This window comes from Halomonas sp. MCCC 1A13316, from assembly GCF_014931605.1.
In the GTDB taxonomy this organism is placed as follows: domain Bacteria; phylum Pseudomonadota; class Gammaproteobacteria; order Pseudomonadales; family Halomonadaceae; genus Halomonas.
Window position 1 is genome coordinate 2,881,998 of the sequence record NZ_CP053382.1, and the last position, 19,386, is coordinate 2,901,383.

The window sequence follows — 19,386 nt, forward strand, 5'->3', positions numbered from 1 at the left end:
ATGTGACCATGCGCCCCCTGCGGCACAACCGACCGATTCAACCGAATCAGTGGATGTCGCGCCAGTACTCGCGCTTGAGCAGGTACGCCAGAACGCCAAAAATGAAGATGAAAATCAGCACTTTCGGACCCAGCGCCTGAGCATGCAGCTTGGTCGGCTCACCTACGTAGGCCAAGAAATTGGTCAGATCGTAGACCGCCTCCTCGAACTCCTCAGGCTCCATGCTTCCCGGCTGGGTTACCTGTAGCACTTCACAGGACTGGTACTTGCCGGTCAGCGGGTCGAGCTCCGCCCCGTGAACGGGACGATCCGTCTCGGCACAGACCTTTTCCTGCACGCCCTGCAGAGGCTCCAGCACATTGGGCATAGCCACCAGGTCGAACACTTCGTTGTTGACCCCATTAGGCCGCTCGGGGTCGCGATAGAAGGTCAACAGGTATGAGTAGATCCAGTCGGTACCGCGCAGGCGCGCCTCGAGCGTAAGGTCGGGGGGCGGCGCCCCGAACCAACTCTCCCCGTCCTCTGTGCTCATGGCATTATGCATCTGGTCGTTGTAAGCCAGGTCCGAAGAGAAGATCAGATTCTCCTCGACGAGCTCCTGGGGGATGTTGAGATCTTCGGCGGCACGCGCGAAACGCTGGTGCTCGAGCGAATGACACCCCATGCAGTAGTTGACGAAGAGCTTCATGCCCCGCTGCAGGGACGCCTTGTCGTGGAGATCCGGCGTCATCGAGTACGGCACGCTCGCGCCACCCGCGGCTATCGCCGTGAAGGGTACCAGCGCGAAGAGCAGTGCGAACAGTTGCTTTTTCATTAGCCAGTCACCCTCTCCGGAACGGGTTTGGTCTTCTCCATCCGCGTGTAGAACGGCATCAGCAGGAAGAAGGCGAAATAGATCGCCGTGCAGACCTGCGCCAGCACGGTACGCCCATCGGTTGCCGGCAACACGCCCAGCACACCGAGGACCACGAAGCTGATGGCAAACAGCGTCAGCATGACCTTGGAGATCCAGCCCTTGTAGCGCATGGAGTTCACCGGGCTGCGATCGAGCCAGGGCAGCACAAACAGCACGGCAATGGCGGCCCCCATGAAGACCACGCCGAGGAACTTGGCGTCCAGTCCGAAGAGCGAGAAGTTGATCGCCCGCAGGATGGCGTAGAAGGGCGTGAAGTACCATACCGGAGCGATATGGTCAGGCGTCTTCAGCGGGTTGGCAGGTTCGAAGTTCGGTTTCTCGATGAAGTAACCGCCACCCTCCGGGAAGTAGAACACCACCACGCAGAACACGAACAGGAACACCGCCACACCGAAAATATCCTTGACGGTGTAGTACGGATGGAAAGGAATGCCATCAAGTGGCTTGCCGGCCTCGTCCTTCTTGGCCTTGATGTCGATACCGTCCGGATTGTTGGAACCGACTTCATGCAGCGCGATGATGTGCAGCACCACGAGCGCCAGGATCACGATGGGCAATGCCACCACATGGAGAGCAAAGAAGCGGTTGAGGGTTATCCCCGAGATCAGGAAGTCACCACGCACCCACTGGGCCAGGTCCGGGCCAATGCCGGGGATCGCCGAGAACAGCGAGATGATCACCTGGGCACCCCAGTAGGACATCTGCCCCCAAGGTAGCAGGTAGCCCATGAAGGCCTCGGCCATCAGCGCCAGGTAGATCGCCATGCCGAAGATCCAGACGAGCTCCCGAGGCGCCTTGTAGGAGCCGTAGAGCAGGCCACGGAACATGTGCAGGTAGACCACCAGGAAGAAGGCGGAAGCGCCGGTGGAGTGCATGTAGCGGATCAGCCACCCCCACTCCACGTCGCGCATGATGTACTCGACGGAAGCGAAGGCGCCCTCGGCAGAAGGGTTGAAGCTCATGGTCAGCCATACGCCGGTCAGGATCTGGTTGACGAGCATAAGCAGGGCGAGAGAGCCGAAGAAGTACCAGAAGTTGAAATTCTTGGGTGCGTAGTACTTGGACAGGTGCTCCTGCCACATCTGCGTGGCGGGGAAGCGGTCATCCACCCAGCGCATGAACCCGCTTTCTGCCTTGACACGGTTCGGGTTACCCATCAGGCGGCCTCCTCATCTTCGCCGACGACAATCACGCTGTCGCTCTCAAAGCGGTACGGCGGTACTTCAAGATTGGTCGGCGCCGGCACGTTGCGAAACACGCGACCCGCCAGGTCGAAACGTGAACCGTGACAGGGACAGAAGAAACCACCCGGCCAGTCGTCCGTCCCCACTCCCTCGGCGTTCGGCTCGGGGCGGAACAGCGGCGAGCAGCCCAGGTGGGTACATATACCGATCAGCACGCCGATTTCGGGCTTGATCGAGCGTAACGGACCGGTGACGTAGCTTGGCTGCTGCGGTTCATCGGAATCGGGATCGGCCAGACGGGAAGGGTCGAGATTCTCGGTACGCTCCATCATGTCGGGGGTACGCCGTACAACCCACACCGGCCTCCCGCGCCACTCGACGGTCATGCGCTGCCCCGGCTCGAGCTTCGAGACATCCGCCGTTACTGGCGCCCCAGCCGCCCTTGCCCTGGCACTCGGCTGCCAGGAAGCCACAAAGGGAACCGCCACTCCCACGGCCCCCACCGCCCCTACGACGGTGGTGGCACCAAGGAGTAGACGGCGCCGCCCTTTGTTCACGCCGTTGTCTGCCATTTTATGGTTTCTCCCATCAGCTTACCCGTTGAACCGCACGGAATGAGTTCCGTAGCCACGGATACCAAATCCGCCATATATTAAGGAATCAAGCCGCTTCGTACAAGGCGAAACAGTCCTGACAAAGGTGGAATTCGAATCGCAATCACTTGAAATAAAAATAAAAAAACCCGGGCAAACGCCCGGGCTTTTTGTTCCGATTTGATGCAATTAGCGCTTGGAGAACTGCGGGCGGCGACGCGCCTTGCGCAGACCAACCTTCTTGCGCTCCACCTGGCGTGCGTCGCGAGTAACGTAGCCAGCGGCGCGAAGTGCCGGACGGAAGTCCTCGTTGTACTCCATCAAGGCACGGGTAATGCCGTGACGAATGGCACCCGCCTGAGCAGAACCACCGCCGCCCTTGACAGTGACATAGACGTCGAACTGGCCGGTCGTCTCGGTCAGCTCGAGCGGCTGACGAACCACCATGCGGCCGGTAACGCGACCGAAGTACTGGTCCAGCTCACGGCTGTTGACGGTAATCTTGCCGGTCCCCGGCTTGAGGAACACACGGGCAGTAGATGTCTTGCGGCGCCCGGTACCGTAATACTGTTGTGCCATGGTGATGATCCCCTCAGATGTTCAGTTCTTGCGGCTGCTGGGCGGCGTGCGGATGTTCGGCGCCGGCGTAGACCTTGAGCTTGGAGTACATGGCGCGCCCCAGCGGGCCTTTCGGCAGCATGCCCTTGACGGCAGACTCGATAACGCGCTCCGGTGCGTGCGCAATCATCTTCTCGAAATTCATGGAGCGAAGACCGCCCGGATAGCCGGTGTGCCGATAGTAGGTCTTGGCCTTCGCCTTGTTGCCGGTAACCTGCACCTTCTCGGCGTTGATCACGACGATGTAATCGCCGGTATCGACATGAGGGGTGAATTCGGGCTTGTGCTTGCCACGCAGACGACGAGCGATTTCGGTGGCCAGACGGCCGAGCGTCTTGTCCGCCGCGTCGACGACATACCAGTCGCGCTGCACGCTCTGCGGTTTGGCAGTGAACGTTTTCATGGAGAAATCACCACAAGATCAATCAAGTGCATTGGACCCCGAACACCTAGCGTGTCATCGGAATCATCCCTATTTTTCTTGGTTGCCCTGCCCAACAAGCAGCGACAACGGTCGAGAAGCGCATATTCTACAGGAATTGCGCGCAAGGATTAAAGCCTTATCTGGCTTTCGATCACGGCTTGTGTGGCAGTGCGAGATATTCGTGCGACTGCATCTCCTGCAGTCGCGACAGGGTGCGCTGAAACTCGAACTCGAGCCGCCCGCCAGCATAGAGCGACGCTGCCGGCTCCTCGGCCGACATCAGCAGCTTGACGCCGCGATCATAGAACTCATCGACCATGTTGATGAAGCGGCGCGCCTGGTCGTCAGTCGCCGCCCCCATCCTCGTCACGTTGGAAACCAGTACCGTGTGGAATTCGCGGGCCAGCTCGATGTAATCGTTCTGGCTACGCGGCCCGTCGCACAGCTCGCGAAACTCGAACCACACCACGTCGTCATGCAGGCGGCGAGCCCGTAGCACGCGATGATTGATCTCGATCGACACATCGGCTTCGCCGTCGTGCCGGGCGATTTCATGAAAGCTTCGCGCCATTTCACGCTCCGCCGCTGCATCCAGCGGCGCATGGAATATCTCGGCACGCTCCAGCGCACGCAGGCGATAATCAATACCCGAATCTACATTGACCACGCGGCAGTGGCGCTTGATCAGGTCGATGGCCGGCAGGAAGCGAGCACGCTGCAGCCCATCCTTGTACAGCTCGTCGGGAACGATGTTCGAGGTGGCCACAAGCACCACGCCGCGCTCGAACAGAGCTTCGAGCAGAGTGGCAAGGATCATGGCATCGGTAATGTCCTTGACGAAGAATTCGTCGAAACAGATCACCCGCGCCTCGGCGGCGAACTTGCCGGCGATCAGCCTCAACGGATTCTTCTCGCCCTTGTAGTGTTCCAACTCGTTGTGCACCCGCTGCATGAAGCGATGAAAATGGGTGCGCATCTTGTCCGGAAAAGGCAGGGACTCATGGAAGGTATCGACGAGATAGGTCTTGCCACGCCCCACCCCGCCCCAGAAGTAGAGCCCTTGGATCGCAGGCAGAACCGGTTCTTCCTCCTCCTTGCCGCGCTTGCCGAATAGGCCCGCCACCCTGGACTTGAGGCCACGCCCGGTAGTCACGGCCCGCGACTCGGCCCTCGGCGAGGCCACGAGCCGGTCGTAGAGACGCTGCAAATGCTCGACGGCCTGCTCCTGAGCAGGGTCGTAGTGAAAATCATCGCGCTCGAGGTCGGCCCGGTAGCGTGCCAACGGCGTACCGGCAGCAGCCGAGGGGGAACCCGCAGACGTCACGGTCGCGCACATGGAAGATTCCTTGCTGATCTGGCTCGTATCGTTGCAGGCCCTGCATTATACGCATCTCGTGCGCCGCGCGCAGAAAAATGGGCACAGGCGATATCACCGAGCGTTGACCCGCCGACTGCCAACGCTTCTATAATGGGCCGGCCAGACATGGCCCGAACCGGGCGGTGGCAAAGCACCGGCGTGTTTCTGTATCAGGGAGAATTTTGTGGATTACGGCAATGTGAACTGGATCGTGGCTATCGTCAGCCTGCTGATCGGCCTTGGCATCGGCGCCATCGGCTATCGGGCATTTGGCGCCTCGGCCACCCGCACGCAGGAGCTGCGGCGCCAGGCGGCTGAGCGTGAACGCGAGCTGAACGAGCTTCGCGAAGGCATGAACGAACACTTCAGCCAAGTCGGCATGATGGTAAGCAACATCCAGCGCGAAATGCGCACCCTCGAGCATCGCCTGACCGAGGATGCCAGCACGCTGCACTGCGATGCTCCCACCAACAACCAGTCGAAGTCGTCCAATCAGCTCGAATCGGCCCGTCAGCTCAAGTCGGCCGACCAACCGGCACTGACCGGTAGCGACGACATACCGGCACCGCGCGATTACGCCGATGGCTCCGGCGGCACCCTATCGGAGGACTTCGGCCTCAAGCCCAGCGACGACAAGAGCGCGACTCCGCAACCTCCGCGCTACTAATCGCCAGCCCCTCCCACGTCAGGCCGGATTGTCGATATCGACGAAGCGATGCTCAACGTCGAACTCCTGCTCCAACCATGCCCCTAGGGCTTGGACGCCGTAGCGCTCGGTGGCGTGGTGACCTGCAGCCAGATAGTGAATGCCGAGCTCACGCGCCAGGTGCGTGGTGCGCTCGGAGATCTCACCCGAGATGAACGCCTCGGCGCCGGCCTCCCAGGCCTGGACGATCATGTCCTGCGCGCCACCGGTACACCAGGCGACACGACGTATATCACCGCCGCCGGGCGCCTCGATGAGCAATGGCTCGCGCTCCAGACGATCAGCGACCAGGCGAGCCAGGACCGAGGGGGAAGCGGCCTTGGGCAGGCTGCCGAGCCACACCAGTCCCTGGCCCAGCTCACCGTCGGCACAACCTTCTACCCGAAAGCCGAGCCGGCGGGCAAGTTCGGCATTGTTGCCCAATTCGGCGTGGGCATCGAGCGGCAGATGATAGGCCAGCAAATTGATGTTGTTGAGCAGCAGCGTACGAATGCGCCGCTGCTTGATGCCGGTGATCGCCACCGGTTCGTTCTTCCAGAAGTAGCCGTGATGAACCAGCAGCAGGTCCGCTCCCCACGCCACCGCCTCGTCGAGCAATGCCTGGCAGGCCGTCACGCCACTCATCACGCGCCGCACTTCGTCACGCCCCGCCACCTGCAAGCCGTTGACGGTATAGTCCTTGAACGCGGGGGCGTTGAGCAGGGTATCGCAGGCCCGCACCACGTCGGTTCGCAAAATCATTCCTGCCTCCCGGACAGCACTTCGATGACAGTGTTACAATCGGCCCCATTGTAACGACTGAGCGGGATATCATCGACTGCCCGCCGACCAGGAAACGCCGCATGCGTCGTTCTCTCATTGCCTATACCCTGCCCGTCCTCATCGGCGTGCTGCTGGCCATTGTCTTGCTGAACACCTTTCCACAGTTGCTGCGAAGCTCGTCGGCACCGGACAGCCCCACCCAATCAGCGCCGCCCACCGAAGTGCAGCAAGTGTCGCGACCCTCCCCCGAGCTTCAGCAGGCCCCTCCACTTTCGCGCCAGCAGGGGCCGGTCAGCTATTCGACAGCAGTCGAAAAAGCCGCACCGGCAGTGGTCAACATCTACTCGTCGCGGGTCGTGGCGCGCGAGGAGCACCCGCTGATGTCGGATCCGTTCTTCCGTCAATTTTTCGCCGATGATCTGCCGTCCCAGCAGCGCCGGCTGTCGAGCCTGGGCTCCGGCGTCATCGTCAGCGAGGATGGCTACGTACTGACCAATCATCATGTCATCGATGGCGCCGACGAGATCCAGGTGGCCCTGCGCGACGGCAGGGAGACGCTCGCGGAAGTGATTGGCACCGACCCCGAGAGCGACTTGGCCGTTCTGCGCATCGATCTGGACCAACTGCCGGTCATTCATCTCGCCGATACTGGGGATGTGGCAGTGGGAGATATCGCCATGGCCATCGGCAACCCCTTCGGCGTGGGACAGACCGTCACCATGGGGATCATCAGCGCCACCGGGCGCAGCCACCTGGGGCTGAGTGCTTACGAGGACTTCATCCAGACCGACGCCGCCATCAATCCGGGCAATTCCGGGGGCGCGCTGATCAATGCCGAGGGTTCACTGGTGGGGATCAACACCGCCATCTTTTCCCGCTCGGGAGGCTCGCAAGGGGTAGGCTTCGCCATTCCCACGCGGCTGGCACGTTCCATCCTGGAAGCCCTGATAACCCAGGGCCGCGTGATTCGCGGCTGGCTGGGCATCGAAGCACAGGAGATGACGCAGGACCTGGCGGCCTCCTTCGGCCTGCAGGCACCACGCGGCGTGGTCATTTCCGGTGTGGTGCCGGACGGACCCGCGGACGAGGTCGGCTTGCGCCCAGGCGACGTGCTGCTGGAGGTCGATGGTCGCCCCATCCTCGATGCCCGCGCCGCCATGAGCGACATTGCAGCCATCGAGCCAGGGGCCACGCTTCCCTTGACCGTGGTGCGCAGTGGCGAGAAGTTCACCGTCGACCTGGAGGTGGGTGAGCGCCCGCTACCGCCCAGCCGGCTTCACGAGCGCTGACGAGTGCCTGGCACTACGGGCACTAATGTTTGTGGCACTAAGGCTTGATGCGGTACTCGGCGGAACGCGCGTGGGCCGTCAGCGACTCGCCGCGAGCCAGTACCGAAGCGATCGCACCCAGCGCCGATGCCCCGCTCTCGGAGCAGTGGATGATCGAAGAGCGCTTCTGGAAATCATAGACGCCCAGCGGTGAAGAAAAACGCGCCGTACCCGAGGTCGGAAGCACGTGATTGGGTCCGGCACAGTAGTCGCCGAGCGCCTCGGCCGTGTAACGCCCCATGAAGATGGCGCCGGCATGCCGCACCTCTGGCAGCAACGCTTCCGGCTCGGCCATGGAAAGCTCGAGGTGCTCCGGGGCGATACGATTGATCAGGCGCACGGCCTCGTTCCGATCGCGGCAGCGGATCAGGGCCCCGCGACGCGCCAGCGACTGGCGCACGATCTCCGCCCGCTCCAGCGTCGGCAATAACTTGGCAATGGCCGCTTCGACCTCGGCCAGGTGACGCTCGTCCCAACTGACCAGCAGTGCCTGGGCATCCTCGTCGTGCTCGGCCTGGGAGAACAGGTCCATGGCCAGCCACTCCGGATCGGTACCACCGTCGGATACGATCAGAATCTCCGAGGGACCGGCAATCATGTCGATACCCACCTGCCCGAAGACTGCCCGCTTGGCGGTTGCCACGTAAATGTTACCCGGCCCCACGATCTTGTCGACCCGCGGCACAGTCTCGGTGCCATAAGCCAGGGCGGCCACCGCCTGAGCCCCGCCAATGGTAAAGACATGATCCACCCCGGCCAGGTGGGCCGCCGCCAGGACAAGCTCGTTGAGCACCCCATCGGGGGTAGGCACGACCATGACGATTTCGCGCACCCCCGCAACGTGAGCCGGAATGGCATTCATCAATACTGACGAGGGATAGGCCGCCTTGCCGCCCGGCACGTAGATGCCGGCCCGATCCAGCGGTGTGACCTGCTGTCCGAGAACGCTGCCGTCCTCTTCGACGTAGGACCAAGAAGTCGGTCTCTGACGCTCATGATAGGCCCGTATGCGCTCGGCGGCCCGCGCCAGCGCCTCGCGCTGCTCAGCCGGAAGGCCGGTATAGGCCCGCTCCAACCGCTCGCTACCAAGGGTCAACTCGTCCATCGTCGATACCGACAGACGGTCGAAGCGCCCGGTGTACTCTATCAGGGCCGCGTCGCCCCGCTCACGAATCGCCGCGATGATCTCTGCAACTCGCTGCTGCACCTCGGTACCCGAAACGCCTTCCCAGGCCAGCAGCGCATCCAGGCGCGCCTCGAAGTCGGCATCCTTGGTGGATAGACGGGCCATGTCGACGGAATCAGCTAGGGTTTCGCTCATGATGGCATTCGCCTCCACGTAAGAATGTTGTCGTGCTCCCCGATCAGGTAGTGGGGAGCTCTACCGCCGGGCGGCGTCGCTCCACCGCCTGAGAAAGCCGCGCGATCAGCGGCTTGAGACGTTCATGCTTCATGGTCATGGCGGCCTTGTTGACGACCAGACGCGTGCTGATCGGCGCGATCAGCTCTCGCGGCGACATGCCGTTGGCACGCAGGGTGTTACCGGTGTCGACGATATCGACGATCTCGTCGGCAAGGTTCATCAAGGGAGCCAGCTCCATGGCCCCGTAGAGCTTGATTACTTCGGCCTGGATGCCCTGCTCAGCGTAGTAACGGCGCGCCACGTTGACGAACTTCGTCGCCACCCGGCGGCGAGCCCGGGCGGCAACGGCGCCATCAATGCCGGCCGTCATCAACTTGCATTTGGCGATCTCGAGATCCAGCGGCTCGTAGAGCCCCTCGGCACCATGCTCGAGCAGTACGTCCTTGCCCGCTACGCCCAGGTCGGCGGCGCCCAGCTGCACGTAGGTCGGCACGTCGGTGGCGCGGATCACTACCAGCTTGACGTCGTCGAGGTTGGTGTCGAAGAGCAGCTTGCGGCTCTTGCCAAGGTCCTCCGCCGGCACGATGCCGGCATCCGCCAGCAGTGGCAGTGTCTCGTCAAGGATGCGGCCCTTCGACAGGGCCAGAATCAGTTGCTTGCTCATGGTCTCGCCTATGGTCGGAAGCTGCGGGCTTCGCCTGCCCCCTCAACCGGGGATGCGTCGAATCCGGGCTCCCAGCAGTTGCAGCTTTTCTTCGATGCACTCGTAGCCGCGATCGATGTGATAGATACGATCGACCAAAGTCTCGCCCTCGGCCATCATCGCAGCGATCACCAGCGAGGCCGAAGCACGCAGGTCGGTTGCCATCACCGGGGCGCCCGAGAGTCGCTCGACCCCGGCAATCATGGCAGTGTTGCCTTCCAGCGCAATCTGCGCTCCCATGCGGTTCAATTCCTGCACATGCATGAAGCGGTTTTCGAATATGGTTTCCACCACATGGGAGGCACCGTCCGCCACGGCGTTGAGCGCCACGAACTGAGCCTGCATGTCGGTGGGGAAGCCCGGGTACGGTGCGGTGCGGATGTTGACCGGACGCGGACGACGCCCTTCCATGTCCAGCTCTATCCAGCCATCGTCGACAGTTATCTTTGCACCGGCCTCCTCGAGCTTGGCCAGCACCGCCTCGAGGATGTCGGCACGGGTTTTACGCACCCGCACACGGCCCCGCGAGAGAGCGGCGGCAACCAGGAAGGTTCCGGTTTCGATGCGGTCGGGCATGACGTCATGGTAAGCGCCGTGCAGCCGCTCGACGCCATCGATGATGATGTTGTTGCTGCCGTGCCCACGAATCTTCGCACCCATCTTGATCAGGCATTCGGCCAGATCCACCACCTCGGGCTCGCGCGCGGCGTTCTCGAGTATCGTGGTGCCCTCCGCCAGGGTTGCAGCCATCAACAGGTTTTCAGTGCCGGTGACGGTGACGGTATCGAAGAAGATGGTGGCACCCTTGAGCCTGCCGTCGACCTTGGCGCGAATATAGCCGCCTTCGACGCGAACTTCCGCCCCCATGGCTTCGAGACCGCGAATGTGCAGGTCCACCGGCCGCGAGCCGATGGCACAGCCGCCCGGGAGCGATACGTCGGCATGGCCGAAATGCGCAAGCAATGGCCCAAGCACCAGGATCGAGGCGCGCATCTTCTTGACCAGCTCGTAGGGAGCGTGGCAGTCGCGCACCTGGGAGCCATCGAGCTGGATGGTCATCTTCTCGCCCATCACCGGTTCGACGCCCATGCGCCCCAACAACTCGAGGGTGGTGGTAATGTCCTGGAGATGCGGCAGGTTGCCGATGGTTACCGGCTCGTCGGCCAGCAAGGTAGCGCACAGGATGGGCAACGCCGCGTTCTTGGCACCGCTGGCCCAGACCTCGCCATCGACGGGGCCACTGCCGGTAATGATCAACTTGTCCATGTGTTTTCGACCGTCAGGCGCCCTGGCTGGGTGAAGCCGCATTCTCCGGCGCGCTAACCCACTGCGCCGGCGTGTAGGTCTTGATGCTGACGGCATGCACGGCACCGGAGGCAATCTCCTCAGCAAGGGCGCCATAAATCAACTGCTGTCGTTTGACCGGCGACAAGCCCTCGAAGGCATCGCCCACGGCGATGACCTGGAAGTTGCAGCCTTCGCCCTGGATATAGAAATCGCAATCCTCGAGGCGTGCCTCGAGCAGCGCCTTGACGTCACTGGGTTGCATGAAGAACGGAACTCCTGTGGGACGAATGGAGCGGCACGCAGGCCCACCAAGGGCCAGTGCCGGGAACAAGAATCCCTACATGGTAAAGAAAAGCATCGCACTTGGCGATGCCGGAGCCGGGCTTTGCCGACCGCGGATCAGGCCTCGCCAGCAAGCGGCAGAAGCTCGTCCAGTCCTGCCACCTGTGTCAGCCGAACCAGCGGCGCCGAGAGCCTGACGTGAAGAATCTCGACGTCAGCCATACGCGCCTGACGCGTCCACTCGAGCAGTACACTGAGTGCGGCACTGCTGACTTGCTCGACACCGCCCAGGTCGAGCACCACGCCCGACCCTGAGGGCTGCTCGATCAGCCAGGTGCTGCCCGCCTCGGCCAATAGTGCGGCAATGTCGAAATCCACATCACCGCTGACGGCCAATCCCTGTGGGCCGGACTCCAACCGCACGCCACCTCGCTCGAGCAGCCGACTCATGCGCCGCTGCCCTCCTCCAACTCCTCGGTGGCAATCTCCGGCGACCAGTTGGCGATTACCGCATCGTAGTCGCGACCTTCGTTACGCATGGCCTGGTCGAACTGGTTGCGGAAGGTGAGACCCAGGTTGACACCGTTGACGATGACGTTGACTACCTTCCACTGGCCATCGGACTGACGCAGCGTGTAACTGACCGGGTAGACGGCCCCATCCATTGCCACGACTTCCATGGCCACGGAAGCCTGGTCTTCGTGACGCGGCGCACGCTGGGTTTCCAGCACGCGCAGCTCACGATAATCGAAAGTCACCAGCCCCTTGGTATAAGTATCGATCAGGGTCTGACGGAAGACATCGACGAACTGTGAACGCTGCTGGGGCGATGCGTTCTGGAAGTAGCGCCCCATCACGCTGGCGCCGATGTAGCGAAAATCGGCGATATCCGCGAGGCTGTCGTCCACCAGCGACTTGAGCTCGTCGATATGGTCGGCGTAATACTCCTTTCGCCCATCGAGCTGGCCCATCAGCTCGTCGATGCTGTGCCGAATGACCTGCTCGGGACTGCGCTCGGATGAAGCCGACACGGCCAGGCTGGCCAGGGCCAGGACCAACCCGAGGAGCAAGCGGCGAAACGGAGCGAGAGAAAGCGTCATCTGGGGCATGGATCGACCTCGAATGAAATAAGGACACAAGAAGTAGTAGTCGAATCAGTCGCTGACCATATTGGACACGAACTGCTGGATCAGTTCCTCCAGCACGAGGGCAGACTGGGTGTCGCGTATAGTGTCGCCATCGCCCAGCATCTCGGGATCCCCACCGACCGTGAGCCCGACATACTGCTCACCCAGCAGGCCCGAAGTCAGGATGGCCGCCGTGGTATCGCGCGGCAGGCGATCCTCAAGCTCGGCATCGAGTTCGAGGAGGACCCGGGCATCGTACCATTCGGTGTCCAGCTCGATGCCGCTCACGCGCCCCACCGTGACGCCCGCCATGGTAACCCGCGCGCGCGGCTTGAGGGCGCCGATATTGGCGAAATTGGCCTCCAGGCGGAAGCTCTCGTCCGCTGCCGAGAAGGCCAACCCGCTGACCCGAAGACCCAGAATCAGCAGCCCCAGAATGCCGGCCAGCATGAACAGCCCGACACCCAGCTCCATTGTCTTGCTGCGCTTCATGCTGCCTCTCCATTAAGCGATAAGTATCCAACGAGCATCAGGAAAAACCTCCGAACATCAGCGCAGTAAGTACGAAATCGAGGCCCAGCACCGCCAGCGAGGAGTAAACCACCGTACGCGTGGTGGCACGCGAGATTCCCTCCGATGTCGGCACCAGGTCGTAACCCTGAAACACCGCGATCCAGGTCACCACCCAGGCAAACACCAGGCTCTTGACCATGCCGTTGCCGACGTCGGAGACGAAATCGACGCTGGCCTGCATGCTGCCCCAGTAGGAGCCTTCGAACACCCCCAGCCACTCGACGCCGACCAGATAGCCGCCATAGATACCGACCACACTGAAGCCGAGGGTCAGCATCGGCAGCGCGACGAAGCCAGCCCACAGCCGTGGCGCCACCACTCGGCGCAGCGGGTCGACGCCGATCATCTCCATGCTGGTGAGCTGTTCGGTGGCTTTCATCAGGCCGATCTCGGCGGTCAGTGCGGAGCCGGCACGCCCGGCGAACAGCAGCGCCGCGACCACCGGCGACAGTTCACGCAGCAGCGACAGCGCCACCATCTGACCCAGCGCCTGCTCGGCACCGAAGTCGACCAGGATGGTATAGCCCTGCAGCGCCAGCACCATGCCGATGAACAATCCCGACACCAGCACGATGGCCAGCGACAGCACGCCGATGAAGTGCATCTGTCGCAGCCACAAGTAGCACCCTTCGCGGGAGGGAATACCGATGGATGACTGGACGAGGAACAAGCCCGCTCTACCCAAGGCTTCGAGTACATCGCAGCCACGCCGCCCGAGGCGCATGACGCGACCGATCATGGCCGCCCCTCCAGGTTGAGGATATCGCGGAAGTAGTCCGGCGCCGGGTAGTGAAAGGGCACAGGGCCATCCGGTTCACCGTGCACGAACTGGGTGACGCGCGGGTCATCGTCGATATCGAGACTATCGGGCGTGCCATGGGCCATGACCTGGCCATCGGCTATCACATAGACGTAGTCCGCAATCGACAGCGTCTCCTGGATATCGTGCGACACCACGATGGAGGTCAGGCCGAGCGCCTCGTTGAGCCTCCTGATCAACTGCACCAGGACGCCCTTCGAAATCGGGTCCTGGCCCACGAACGGCTCATCGTAGAGCACCAGGTCGGGGTCCAGCGCAATCGCACGCGCCAGAGCGACACGTCGCGCCATGCCTCCCGACAACTCCGCCGGCATCAGCTCCCGCGCCCCGCGCAGCCCCACCGCCTGCAACTTCATCAGCACCAGGTCGCGAATCATCGCCTGCGGCAGATCGGTATGCACACGCAGCGGAAACGCCACATTCTCGAACACGCTGAGGTCGGAGAACAGCGCACCGCTCTGGAACAGCATGCCCATGCGTCGGCGCAAGCTGAACAGCGCCTTGCGCGACAAGGCGTGCACGTCCTGACCCGCAATCCGGACCCGCCCGGCATCGGGCACCAGCTGTCCGCCGATCAGCTTGAGCAGTGTCGTCTTGCCGGTTCCGCTGGGGCCCATGATGGCTGTGATTCGGCCACGGGGAATCTGCATTGCAACGCCGTCGAAGATGACCTTCTCACCGCGCGAGAAATGCAGGTTGTCCACCTCCACGAAGAGGGAATCGATCATGCCGCTAAAATCCAGGAAAAATTATCGAACATCGTATCCTAACTCTTCCGCCTGGCGCCAGCCCGACCCGCATCGTGGCTTGCACCCGAACCGCCTAACACGTCTAATATGCGACCTCATTCATCGCTCAGATCGATGCCATGCTACTTCCGCTCGTTACAGTCGCCCTGGGCCTTGCCGTGCTCACCTGGAGCGCCGACCGCTTCGTCAATGCTGCGGCAGCCACGGCCAGCCGCACCGGGATGAGCACGATGCTGGTCGGCATGACCGTCGTGGCCATGGGCACTTCGGCCCCAGAGATGGTGGTCGCCGTGTTCGCCGCGCTGGATGACCTGCCGGATCTGGCCATCGGCAATGCCCTGGGCTCCAATATCGCCAATATCGGCCTGGTGCTGGGAGCAACGGCACTGGTGCGCCCCATCCCGGTCCCCTTCTCGCTGGTACGCCGAGAATTGCCGCTACTGCTCGGTGCGACCGGCGTCACCGGTTATGCCCTGGCCAACGGCATCCTGGGGCGCTTCGATGCCTTGCTTCTGGTAGTACTGATGATTTTCAGTATTTGGTGGCTGGTGCGCGCCGACACACCTGACGCCGTCCCGACCGATGATATACCCGACATGACGCTGCAGCGCGCACTCTCCTGGCTGATCGGCACCTTGCTGCTGCTGTCACTCAGCTCCCGCGCCCTGGTGTGGGGCGCCAGCGAACTGGCACGCAGCCTGGGGATCAGCGAACTCGTCATCGGCTTGACCATCGTGGCGGTAGGTACCAGCCTGCCCGAGCTGGCCGCCTGTGTCGCGAGCGCCTTGAAGCGTCAGCATGACCTCGCCATCGGTAACGTGATCGGCTCCAACCTTTTCAATCTACTGACTGTGCTGCCGATTCCAGCCATCATCGCACCCGGCGCGCCCCATCCGGACGCTGCAGGGCGCGACTACCGGGTCATGCTGGTGCTGACACTGGCCCTGGCCATCCTGCTGTTATGGCAGCGCCAGGGCCGCCTCGGCCGGCCCATCGGCGCCGCCTTCCTGGCCAGCTATGCCGCCTATCTGGTCTGGCTCGGCCTCAGTGGCGGCGCCGCCCTTGAGTGAAACCTCACATCGGGCAACAATCATCGCCATGAACTCAGACGAATCCACCCTCTCTTCCGACGGCACCCCAGGTGCCTCACCGCTGAGGGAAAGCGCACGCCGCACGCTCAAGGTCGAGGAGCAGGCCATCGCAGCGCTCTTCGAGCGGCTCGACAGCCATTTCGACCGCGCCTGCGAGCTGATACTCGCCTGCCAGGGCCGCGTGGTCGTGACCGGAATGGGCAAGTCGGGACATATCGCCGGCAAGATCGCCGCCACCCTCGCCAGCACCGGCACGCCGGCCTTCTTCGTGCATCCCGGCGAAGCCAGCCACGGCGACTTGGGCATGATCACACGGGGCGACGTGGTGCTGGCCCTGTCGAACTCCGGCGAAACCGCCGAAGTCACCGCGCTGCTACCATTGCTCAAGCGCATCGGTACGCCGCTGATCAGCATGACAGGACGCCCCGACTCGACGCTGGCCCGCCACGCCGATGCGCATCTCGATGCCGGCGTCGAGCGCGAGGCCTGCCCGCTGGACCTGGCACCGACCGCTTCGACCACCGCGTCACTGGCGCTGGGCGACGCCCTGGCCGTGGCCCTGCTCGAGGCGCGCGGCTTCACCGCCGAGGAGTTCGCCCTCTCGCATCCGGGAGGAAGCCTGGGCAAGCGTTTGCTGCTCCGCGTCGGCGACTTGATGCACCAGGGCGAGCGACTGCCTAGCGTGCCGCTGGGAAGCCCTCTGCGCGACGCCCTGCTCGAGATTACTCGCCAAGGGCTCGGTTTCACCTGTGTCGTCGATGAGCACAATCTCCTGATCGGTGTCTATACCGACGGCGACCTGCGCCGCACGCTCGATCAGTATCAGGACCTCAGCCAGCTGAAGGTGGATGACGTCATGACACGCCCCGGCAAGCGCATCGCCCCCGATATGCTGGCAGCCGAAGCGGTGCGCATAATGGAGGACAGTCTGATAACGGCGCTTGCCGTCGTTGACGAAGCAGGCCACCCGATCGGTGCGCTGCACATGCACGACCTGCTGCGAAGCGGCGTGATCTGACATTACCCTGACCAAGGAGAGCCCATGGCTCTGGCCACCCCTACCATCGACCCACGCCTTGTCGACCACCTGCGTCAGGTTCGCCTGCTGGCGCTGGACGTGGATGGCGTACTCACCGACGGCCGCCTTTACTTCCAGGCCGACGGCGTCGAGATCAAGGCGTTTCATACCCAGGATGGCCTGGGTCTCAAGCTGCTCAGGCGTGCCGGCCTGCAAGTGGCCTTCCTGACCGGTCGCGAATCGCCCATGGTCAGCCACCGCGCCGCCGCCCTGGGCATCGATCATGTCTTCCAGAGCTGCGAAGACAAGCTGGCCACCCTGCGCGAGCTATGCACGCGCAAGGGAATCGAGCTGGAGCAAGTCGCCTACTGCGGCGACGACCTGCCCGACCTGGCGGCCATCCAGCGTGCCGGTATCGGTATCACCGTCCCCGACACCCCACCCTACCTGCGTGCGCTGGCCGACTACGTCACCGAGCGCCGCGGAGGGCATGGCGCGGTGCGCGAGATCTGCGACATGCTGCTCGAAGCGCAGGGGCATCGCGACGCGCTGGTCGATACCTACCTCCACGGTAAGCGCTGAGGCTGTCCGGATATGCTGAAGCGGCTGCCACGCCCCTCGTTCCGAGTCTGGCTATTCCTGCTGCTGTTGGCGCTCGGCGGCCTGATCGCCTGGCTGGATCCTTGGCGAGAGCCCACTCCCGGACCGGTACCTACCGACGAAGCCGGCGAGCCCGACTACTACCTGAAGCAGGCGCAACTGACCCGCTTCGATGCCGAAGGCAGAGCCCACCAACGCCTGGAGAGCCCGCGTTTGGTGCATACGCCCCACGACGATGTCACCCGCGCCGTCACGCCGCTGGCCCATCTGATCGACCGCGAGGGCCGGCTATGGGTGGCAAGCGGCACGGAAGGCCGCCTCGGCCCGGGCGGCAATCCACTCACGCTCTCGGGTGACGCCCGCCTGTTCGCCCCCGAAGAGCGCTGGCAGCTCGACACAGAAACCCTGCATTTCGACGCCAATGTGGGGCACGCCTGGAGCGACACGCCCGCCCTGCTGCAGCAGCCGCCACAGCGCATGCGCGGCGAGCGCTTCGACGCCTGGATCCATGACAATCGGGCGCGTTTGACCGACAATGTGCGCGGCCACCATGTCCCGGAAGTCGCCCAGCCAGAGCAGGCCGACGCCGCCAACCTAGAGGATTTCACGCCATGAAGCGATGCAGGCTCCCGACCATACGTATGCCACTCACCCTGGCGCTGGTTGGCATGGCGTTGATCGGCCTGGCGGGTAGCGGTTCGATCATGGCGCAGCAGAGTGATGCCGAGCAGCCCATCGAGGTAGAGGCCGACCAACTCGAACTCGACGATCGCGCCGGCACTGCGGTCTACACAGGCGACGTCGATATTCGTCAGGGCAGCATGCGACTCACCGGCGACCGAGTCGAGTTTCAGCGCAATGCGGCCGGCGAGCTTTCGCGTGCCACGGCCCACGGCGAACGCGCCTACATCGAACAGCAGCCCGACCCCGACCAGCCCGTGGTTCGCGGCTGGGGGCGTACCATCATCTATCATGTGGCCGAGCGCAGAGTGGAACTGATCGACCGCGCCGAGCTGCACCAGGGTGGCGACACCTTCGACGGGGGCTATCTCGAGTATTTCCTCGATCGTCGCGTGGTCCAGGCGCGCGCCCAGGGCGAGGGCGTCGAAGGCAGCCAGCGCATTCGCATGACCCTGCAGCCGGAGCGTTGAGTGCCGATGAAGACCTTATACGCCCGGCATTTGGCCAAGAGCTACAAGCGCCGCCGCGTGGTGCACGACATCAGCCTCTCCATCGAACAAGGCCGCGTGGTCGGCCTGCTCGGGCCTAATGGAGCCGGCAAGACCACTTCGTTCTACATGATCGTCGGCCTGGTGAAGGCGGATGCCGGTGAAGTCCATATCGACGACCAGGATCTCTCGCGCAGCGCAATGCACGAGCGCGCACGGGCAGGTATCGGCTACCTGCCCCAGGAGGCATCGATCTTCCGCAAACTCTCGGTGGCCGATAACATCATGGCCATCCTCGAAACGCGCAAGGATCTCGATCACCACGCGCGGCAGGCGAGGCTCGAGCAGTTACTGGAGGAATTCCATGTCACCCACATTCGCGACAACCTTGGCATGAGCCTGTCCGGCGGCGAGCGGCGGCGCGTCGAAATCGCCCGGGCGCTGGCCACCGAGCCGGCTTTCATTCTGCTCGACGAACCCTTCGCCGGGGTTGATCCGATCTCGGTGGGCGAAATCAAGGGGATCATCCGCCAGCTCAAGTCGCGCGACATCGGTGTGCTGATCACCGACCACAACGTCCGCGAGACCCTCGATATCTGTGATTCGGCTTACATCGTCGGCGACGGCCAGATCATTGCCGAAGGGGACGCCGAGGCGATCCTGGCCAACAGGCGGGTCCGGGAAGTTTACCTCGGGGAAGACTTCCGCCTATAACG

Annotated in this window: 24 protein-coding genes; 8 read left to right on the top strand and 16 right to left on the bottom strand. The window is 63.1% G+C overall.

The window, feature by feature from the left end; translation table 11 throughout:
* Positions 1–46: 46 nt before the first annotated feature.
* The 6 genes from HNO52_RS13290 to zapE all read right to left on the bottom strand — a co-directional run bounded on the left by HNO52_RS13290 (position 47) and on the right by zapE (position 5,071).
* Complete coding sequence (locus tag HNO52_RS13290) at positions 47–814, bottom strand: cytochrome c1 (protein WP_197565759.1); 768 nt, start codon at positions 812–814, stop codon at positions 47–49.
* Positions 814–2,073, bottom strand: a complete 1,260-nt coding sequence (locus HNO52_RS13295) for a cytochrome b (RefSeq protein WP_197565760.1) — start codon at positions 2,071–2,073, stop codon at positions 814–816. Before HNO52_RS13295 ends, HNO52_RS13290 begins: the two co-directional genes overlap by 1 nt.
* Positions 2,073–2,672 (bottom strand): ubiquinol-cytochrome c reductase iron-sulfur subunit, encoded by a 600-nt coding sequence (petA, locus tag HNO52_RS13300; protein WP_197565761.1) that lies wholly within the window; start codon positions 2,670–2,672, stop codon positions 2,073–2,075. The genes HNO52_RS13295 and petA overlap by 1 nt, the downstream gene beginning before the upstream one ends.
* A 210-nt stretch (positions 2,673–2,882) precedes the next feature.
* Positions 2,883–3,272 (bottom strand): 30S ribosomal protein S9, encoded by a 390-nt coding sequence (rpsI, locus tag HNO52_RS13305; protein WP_167111121.1) that lies wholly within the window; start codon positions 3,270–3,272, stop codon positions 2,883–2,885.
* Positions 3,273–3,285: 13 nt separating this feature from the next.
* A complete protein-coding gene (rplM, locus tag HNO52_RS13310; RefSeq protein ID WP_167111123.1) occupies positions 3,286–3,714 on the bottom strand; it encodes a 50S ribosomal protein L13 in 429 nt (142 codons plus the stop codon).
* Positions 3,715–3,886: 172 nt separating this feature from the next.
* Entirely contained in the window at positions 3,887–5,071 is a 1,185-nt protein-coding gene (gene zapE / locus HNO52_RS13315) for a cell division protein ZapE (RefSeq protein ID WP_197565762.1), read from the bottom strand.
* Between the two features lie 205 nt (positions 5,072–5,276).
* Here zapE and HNO52_RS13320 point away from each other — a divergent pair, with 205 nt between their 5' ends.
* Entirely contained in the window at positions 5,277–5,759 is a 483-nt protein-coding gene (locus HNO52_RS13320) for a Z-ring associated ZapG family protein (protein ID WP_197565763.1), read from the top strand.
* 18 nt (positions 5,760–5,777) lie between these two features.
* Here HNO52_RS13320 and HNO52_RS13325 read toward each other — a convergent pair whose 3' ends face one another.
* Positions 5,778–6,539 carry a Nif3-like dinuclear metal center hexameric protein gene (locus HNO52_RS13325; protein ID WP_197565764.1) on the bottom strand — a complete coding sequence of 254 codons (762 nt, stop codon included), beginning with the start codon at positions 6,537–6,539 and terminating at the stop codon, positions 5,778–5,780.
* Between the two features lie 101 nt (positions 6,540–6,640).
* Between HNO52_RS13325 and HNO52_RS13330 the strand changes: the two genes are divergently transcribed.
* On the top strand, positions 6,641–7,849 hold the full coding sequence (locus tag HNO52_RS13330; protein WP_197565765.1) for a Do family serine endopeptidase: 1,209 nt from the start codon (positions 6,641–6,643) through the stop codon (positions 7,847–7,849).
* Positions 7,850–7,886: 37 nt separating this feature from the next.
* On the opposite strand, the gene hisD is transcribed toward HNO52_RS13330, so the two are convergent.
* The 9 genes from hisD to HNO52_RS13375 form a co-directional block, all read right to left on the bottom strand.
* Positions 7,887–9,209 (bottom strand): histidinol dehydrogenase, encoded by a 1,323-nt coding sequence (hisD, locus tag HNO52_RS13335; protein WP_197565766.1) that lies wholly within the window; start codon positions 9,207–9,209, stop codon positions 7,887–7,889.
* A gap of 43 nt (positions 9,210–9,252) precedes the next feature.
* On the bottom strand, positions 9,253–9,915 hold the full coding sequence (gene hisG / locus HNO52_RS13340; RefSeq protein ID WP_197565767.1) for an ATP phosphoribosyltransferase: 663 nt from the start codon (positions 9,913–9,915) through the stop codon (positions 9,253–9,255).
* 42 nt (positions 9,916–9,957) lie between these two features.
* Positions 9,958–11,220 carry a UDP-N-acetylglucosamine 1-carboxyvinyltransferase gene (gene murA / locus HNO52_RS13345; RefSeq protein WP_197565768.1) on the bottom strand — a complete coding sequence of 421 codons (1,263 nt, stop codon included), beginning with the start codon at positions 11,218–11,220 and terminating at the stop codon, positions 9,958–9,960.
* Between the two features lie 13 nt (positions 11,221–11,233).
* Positions 11,234–11,503, bottom strand: a complete 270-nt coding sequence (locus HNO52_RS13350) for a BolA family protein (RefSeq protein ID WP_197565769.1) — start codon at positions 11,501–11,503, stop codon at positions 11,234–11,236.
* Positions 11,504–11,640: 137 nt separating this feature from the next.
* A complete protein-coding gene (locus tag HNO52_RS13355) occupies positions 11,641–11,973 on the bottom strand; it encodes an STAS domain-containing protein (protein ID WP_197565770.1) in 333 nt (110 codons plus the stop codon).
* Positions 11,970–12,632: an MlaC/ttg2D family ABC transporter substrate-binding protein gene (locus HNO52_RS13360; RefSeq protein WP_197565771.1), complete on the bottom strand. Its 663-nt coding sequence runs from the start codon at positions 12,630–12,632 to the stop codon at positions 11,970–11,972. The genes HNO52_RS13355 and HNO52_RS13360 overlap by 4 nt, the downstream gene beginning before the upstream one ends.
* A gap of 45 nt (positions 12,633–12,677) precedes the next feature.
* The gene (mlaD, locus tag HNO52_RS13365) at positions 12,678–13,142 is read right to left on the bottom strand and encodes an outer membrane lipid asymmetry maintenance protein MlaD (RefSeq protein WP_197565772.1); all 465 of its coding nucleotides are present in this window, start codon (positions 13,140–13,142) and stop codon (positions 12,678–12,680) included.
* Between the two features lie 37 nt (positions 13,143–13,179).
* The gene (gene mlaE, locus HNO52_RS13370; protein ID WP_197565773.1) at positions 13,180–13,962 is read right to left on the bottom strand and encodes a lipid asymmetry maintenance ABC transporter permease subunit MlaE; all 783 of its coding nucleotides are present in this window, start codon (positions 13,960–13,962) and stop codon (positions 13,180–13,182) included.
* Complete coding sequence (locus HNO52_RS13375) at positions 13,959–14,771, bottom strand: ABC transporter ATP-binding protein (protein ID WP_197565774.1); 813 nt, start codon at positions 14,769–14,771, stop codon at positions 13,959–13,961. Before HNO52_RS13375 ends, mlaE begins: the two co-directional genes overlap by 4 nt.
* Before the next feature lie 140 nt (positions 14,772–14,911).
* Between HNO52_RS13375 and HNO52_RS13380 the strand changes: the two genes are divergently transcribed.
* Genes HNO52_RS13380 through lptB form a run of 6 tightly spaced genes read left to right on the top strand, consistent with a single transcriptional unit; the run spans position 14,912 to position 19,384 of the window.
* The gene (locus HNO52_RS13380; protein ID WP_197565775.1) at positions 14,912–15,862 is read left to right on the top strand and encodes a calcium/sodium antiporter; all 951 of its coding nucleotides are present in this window, start codon (positions 14,912–14,914) and stop codon (positions 15,860–15,862) included.
* 28 nt (positions 15,863–15,890) lie between these two features.
* On the top strand, positions 15,891–16,901 hold the full coding sequence (locus HNO52_RS13385; RefSeq protein WP_232090296.1) for a KpsF/GutQ family sugar-phosphate isomerase: 1,011 nt from the start codon (positions 15,891–15,893) through the stop codon (positions 16,899–16,901).
* Between the two features lie 24 nt (positions 16,902–16,925).
* On the top strand, positions 16,926–17,483 hold the full coding sequence (locus tag HNO52_RS13390) for a KdsC family phosphatase (protein WP_197565776.1): 558 nt from the start codon (positions 16,926–16,928) through the stop codon (positions 17,481–17,483).
* Positions 17,484–17,495: 12 nt separating this feature from the next.
* Positions 17,496–18,116: an LPS export ABC transporter periplasmic protein LptC gene (gene lptC / locus HNO52_RS13395; RefSeq protein WP_197565777.1), complete on the top strand. Its 621-nt coding sequence runs from the start codon at positions 17,496–17,498 to the stop codon at positions 18,114–18,116.
* On the top strand, positions 18,113–18,652 hold the full coding sequence (gene lptA, locus HNO52_RS13400; RefSeq protein ID WP_197565778.1) for a lipopolysaccharide transport periplasmic protein LptA: 540 nt from the start codon (positions 18,113–18,115) through the stop codon (positions 18,650–18,652). The genes lptC and lptA overlap by 4 nt, the downstream gene beginning before the upstream one ends.
* 6 nt (positions 18,653–18,658) lie before the next feature.
* Complete coding sequence (gene lptB / locus HNO52_RS13405) at positions 18,659–19,384, top strand: LPS export ABC transporter ATP-binding protein (RefSeq protein WP_197565779.1); 726 nt, start codon at positions 18,659–18,661, stop codon at positions 19,382–19,384.
* Positions 19,385–19,386 lie beyond the last annotated feature (2 nt).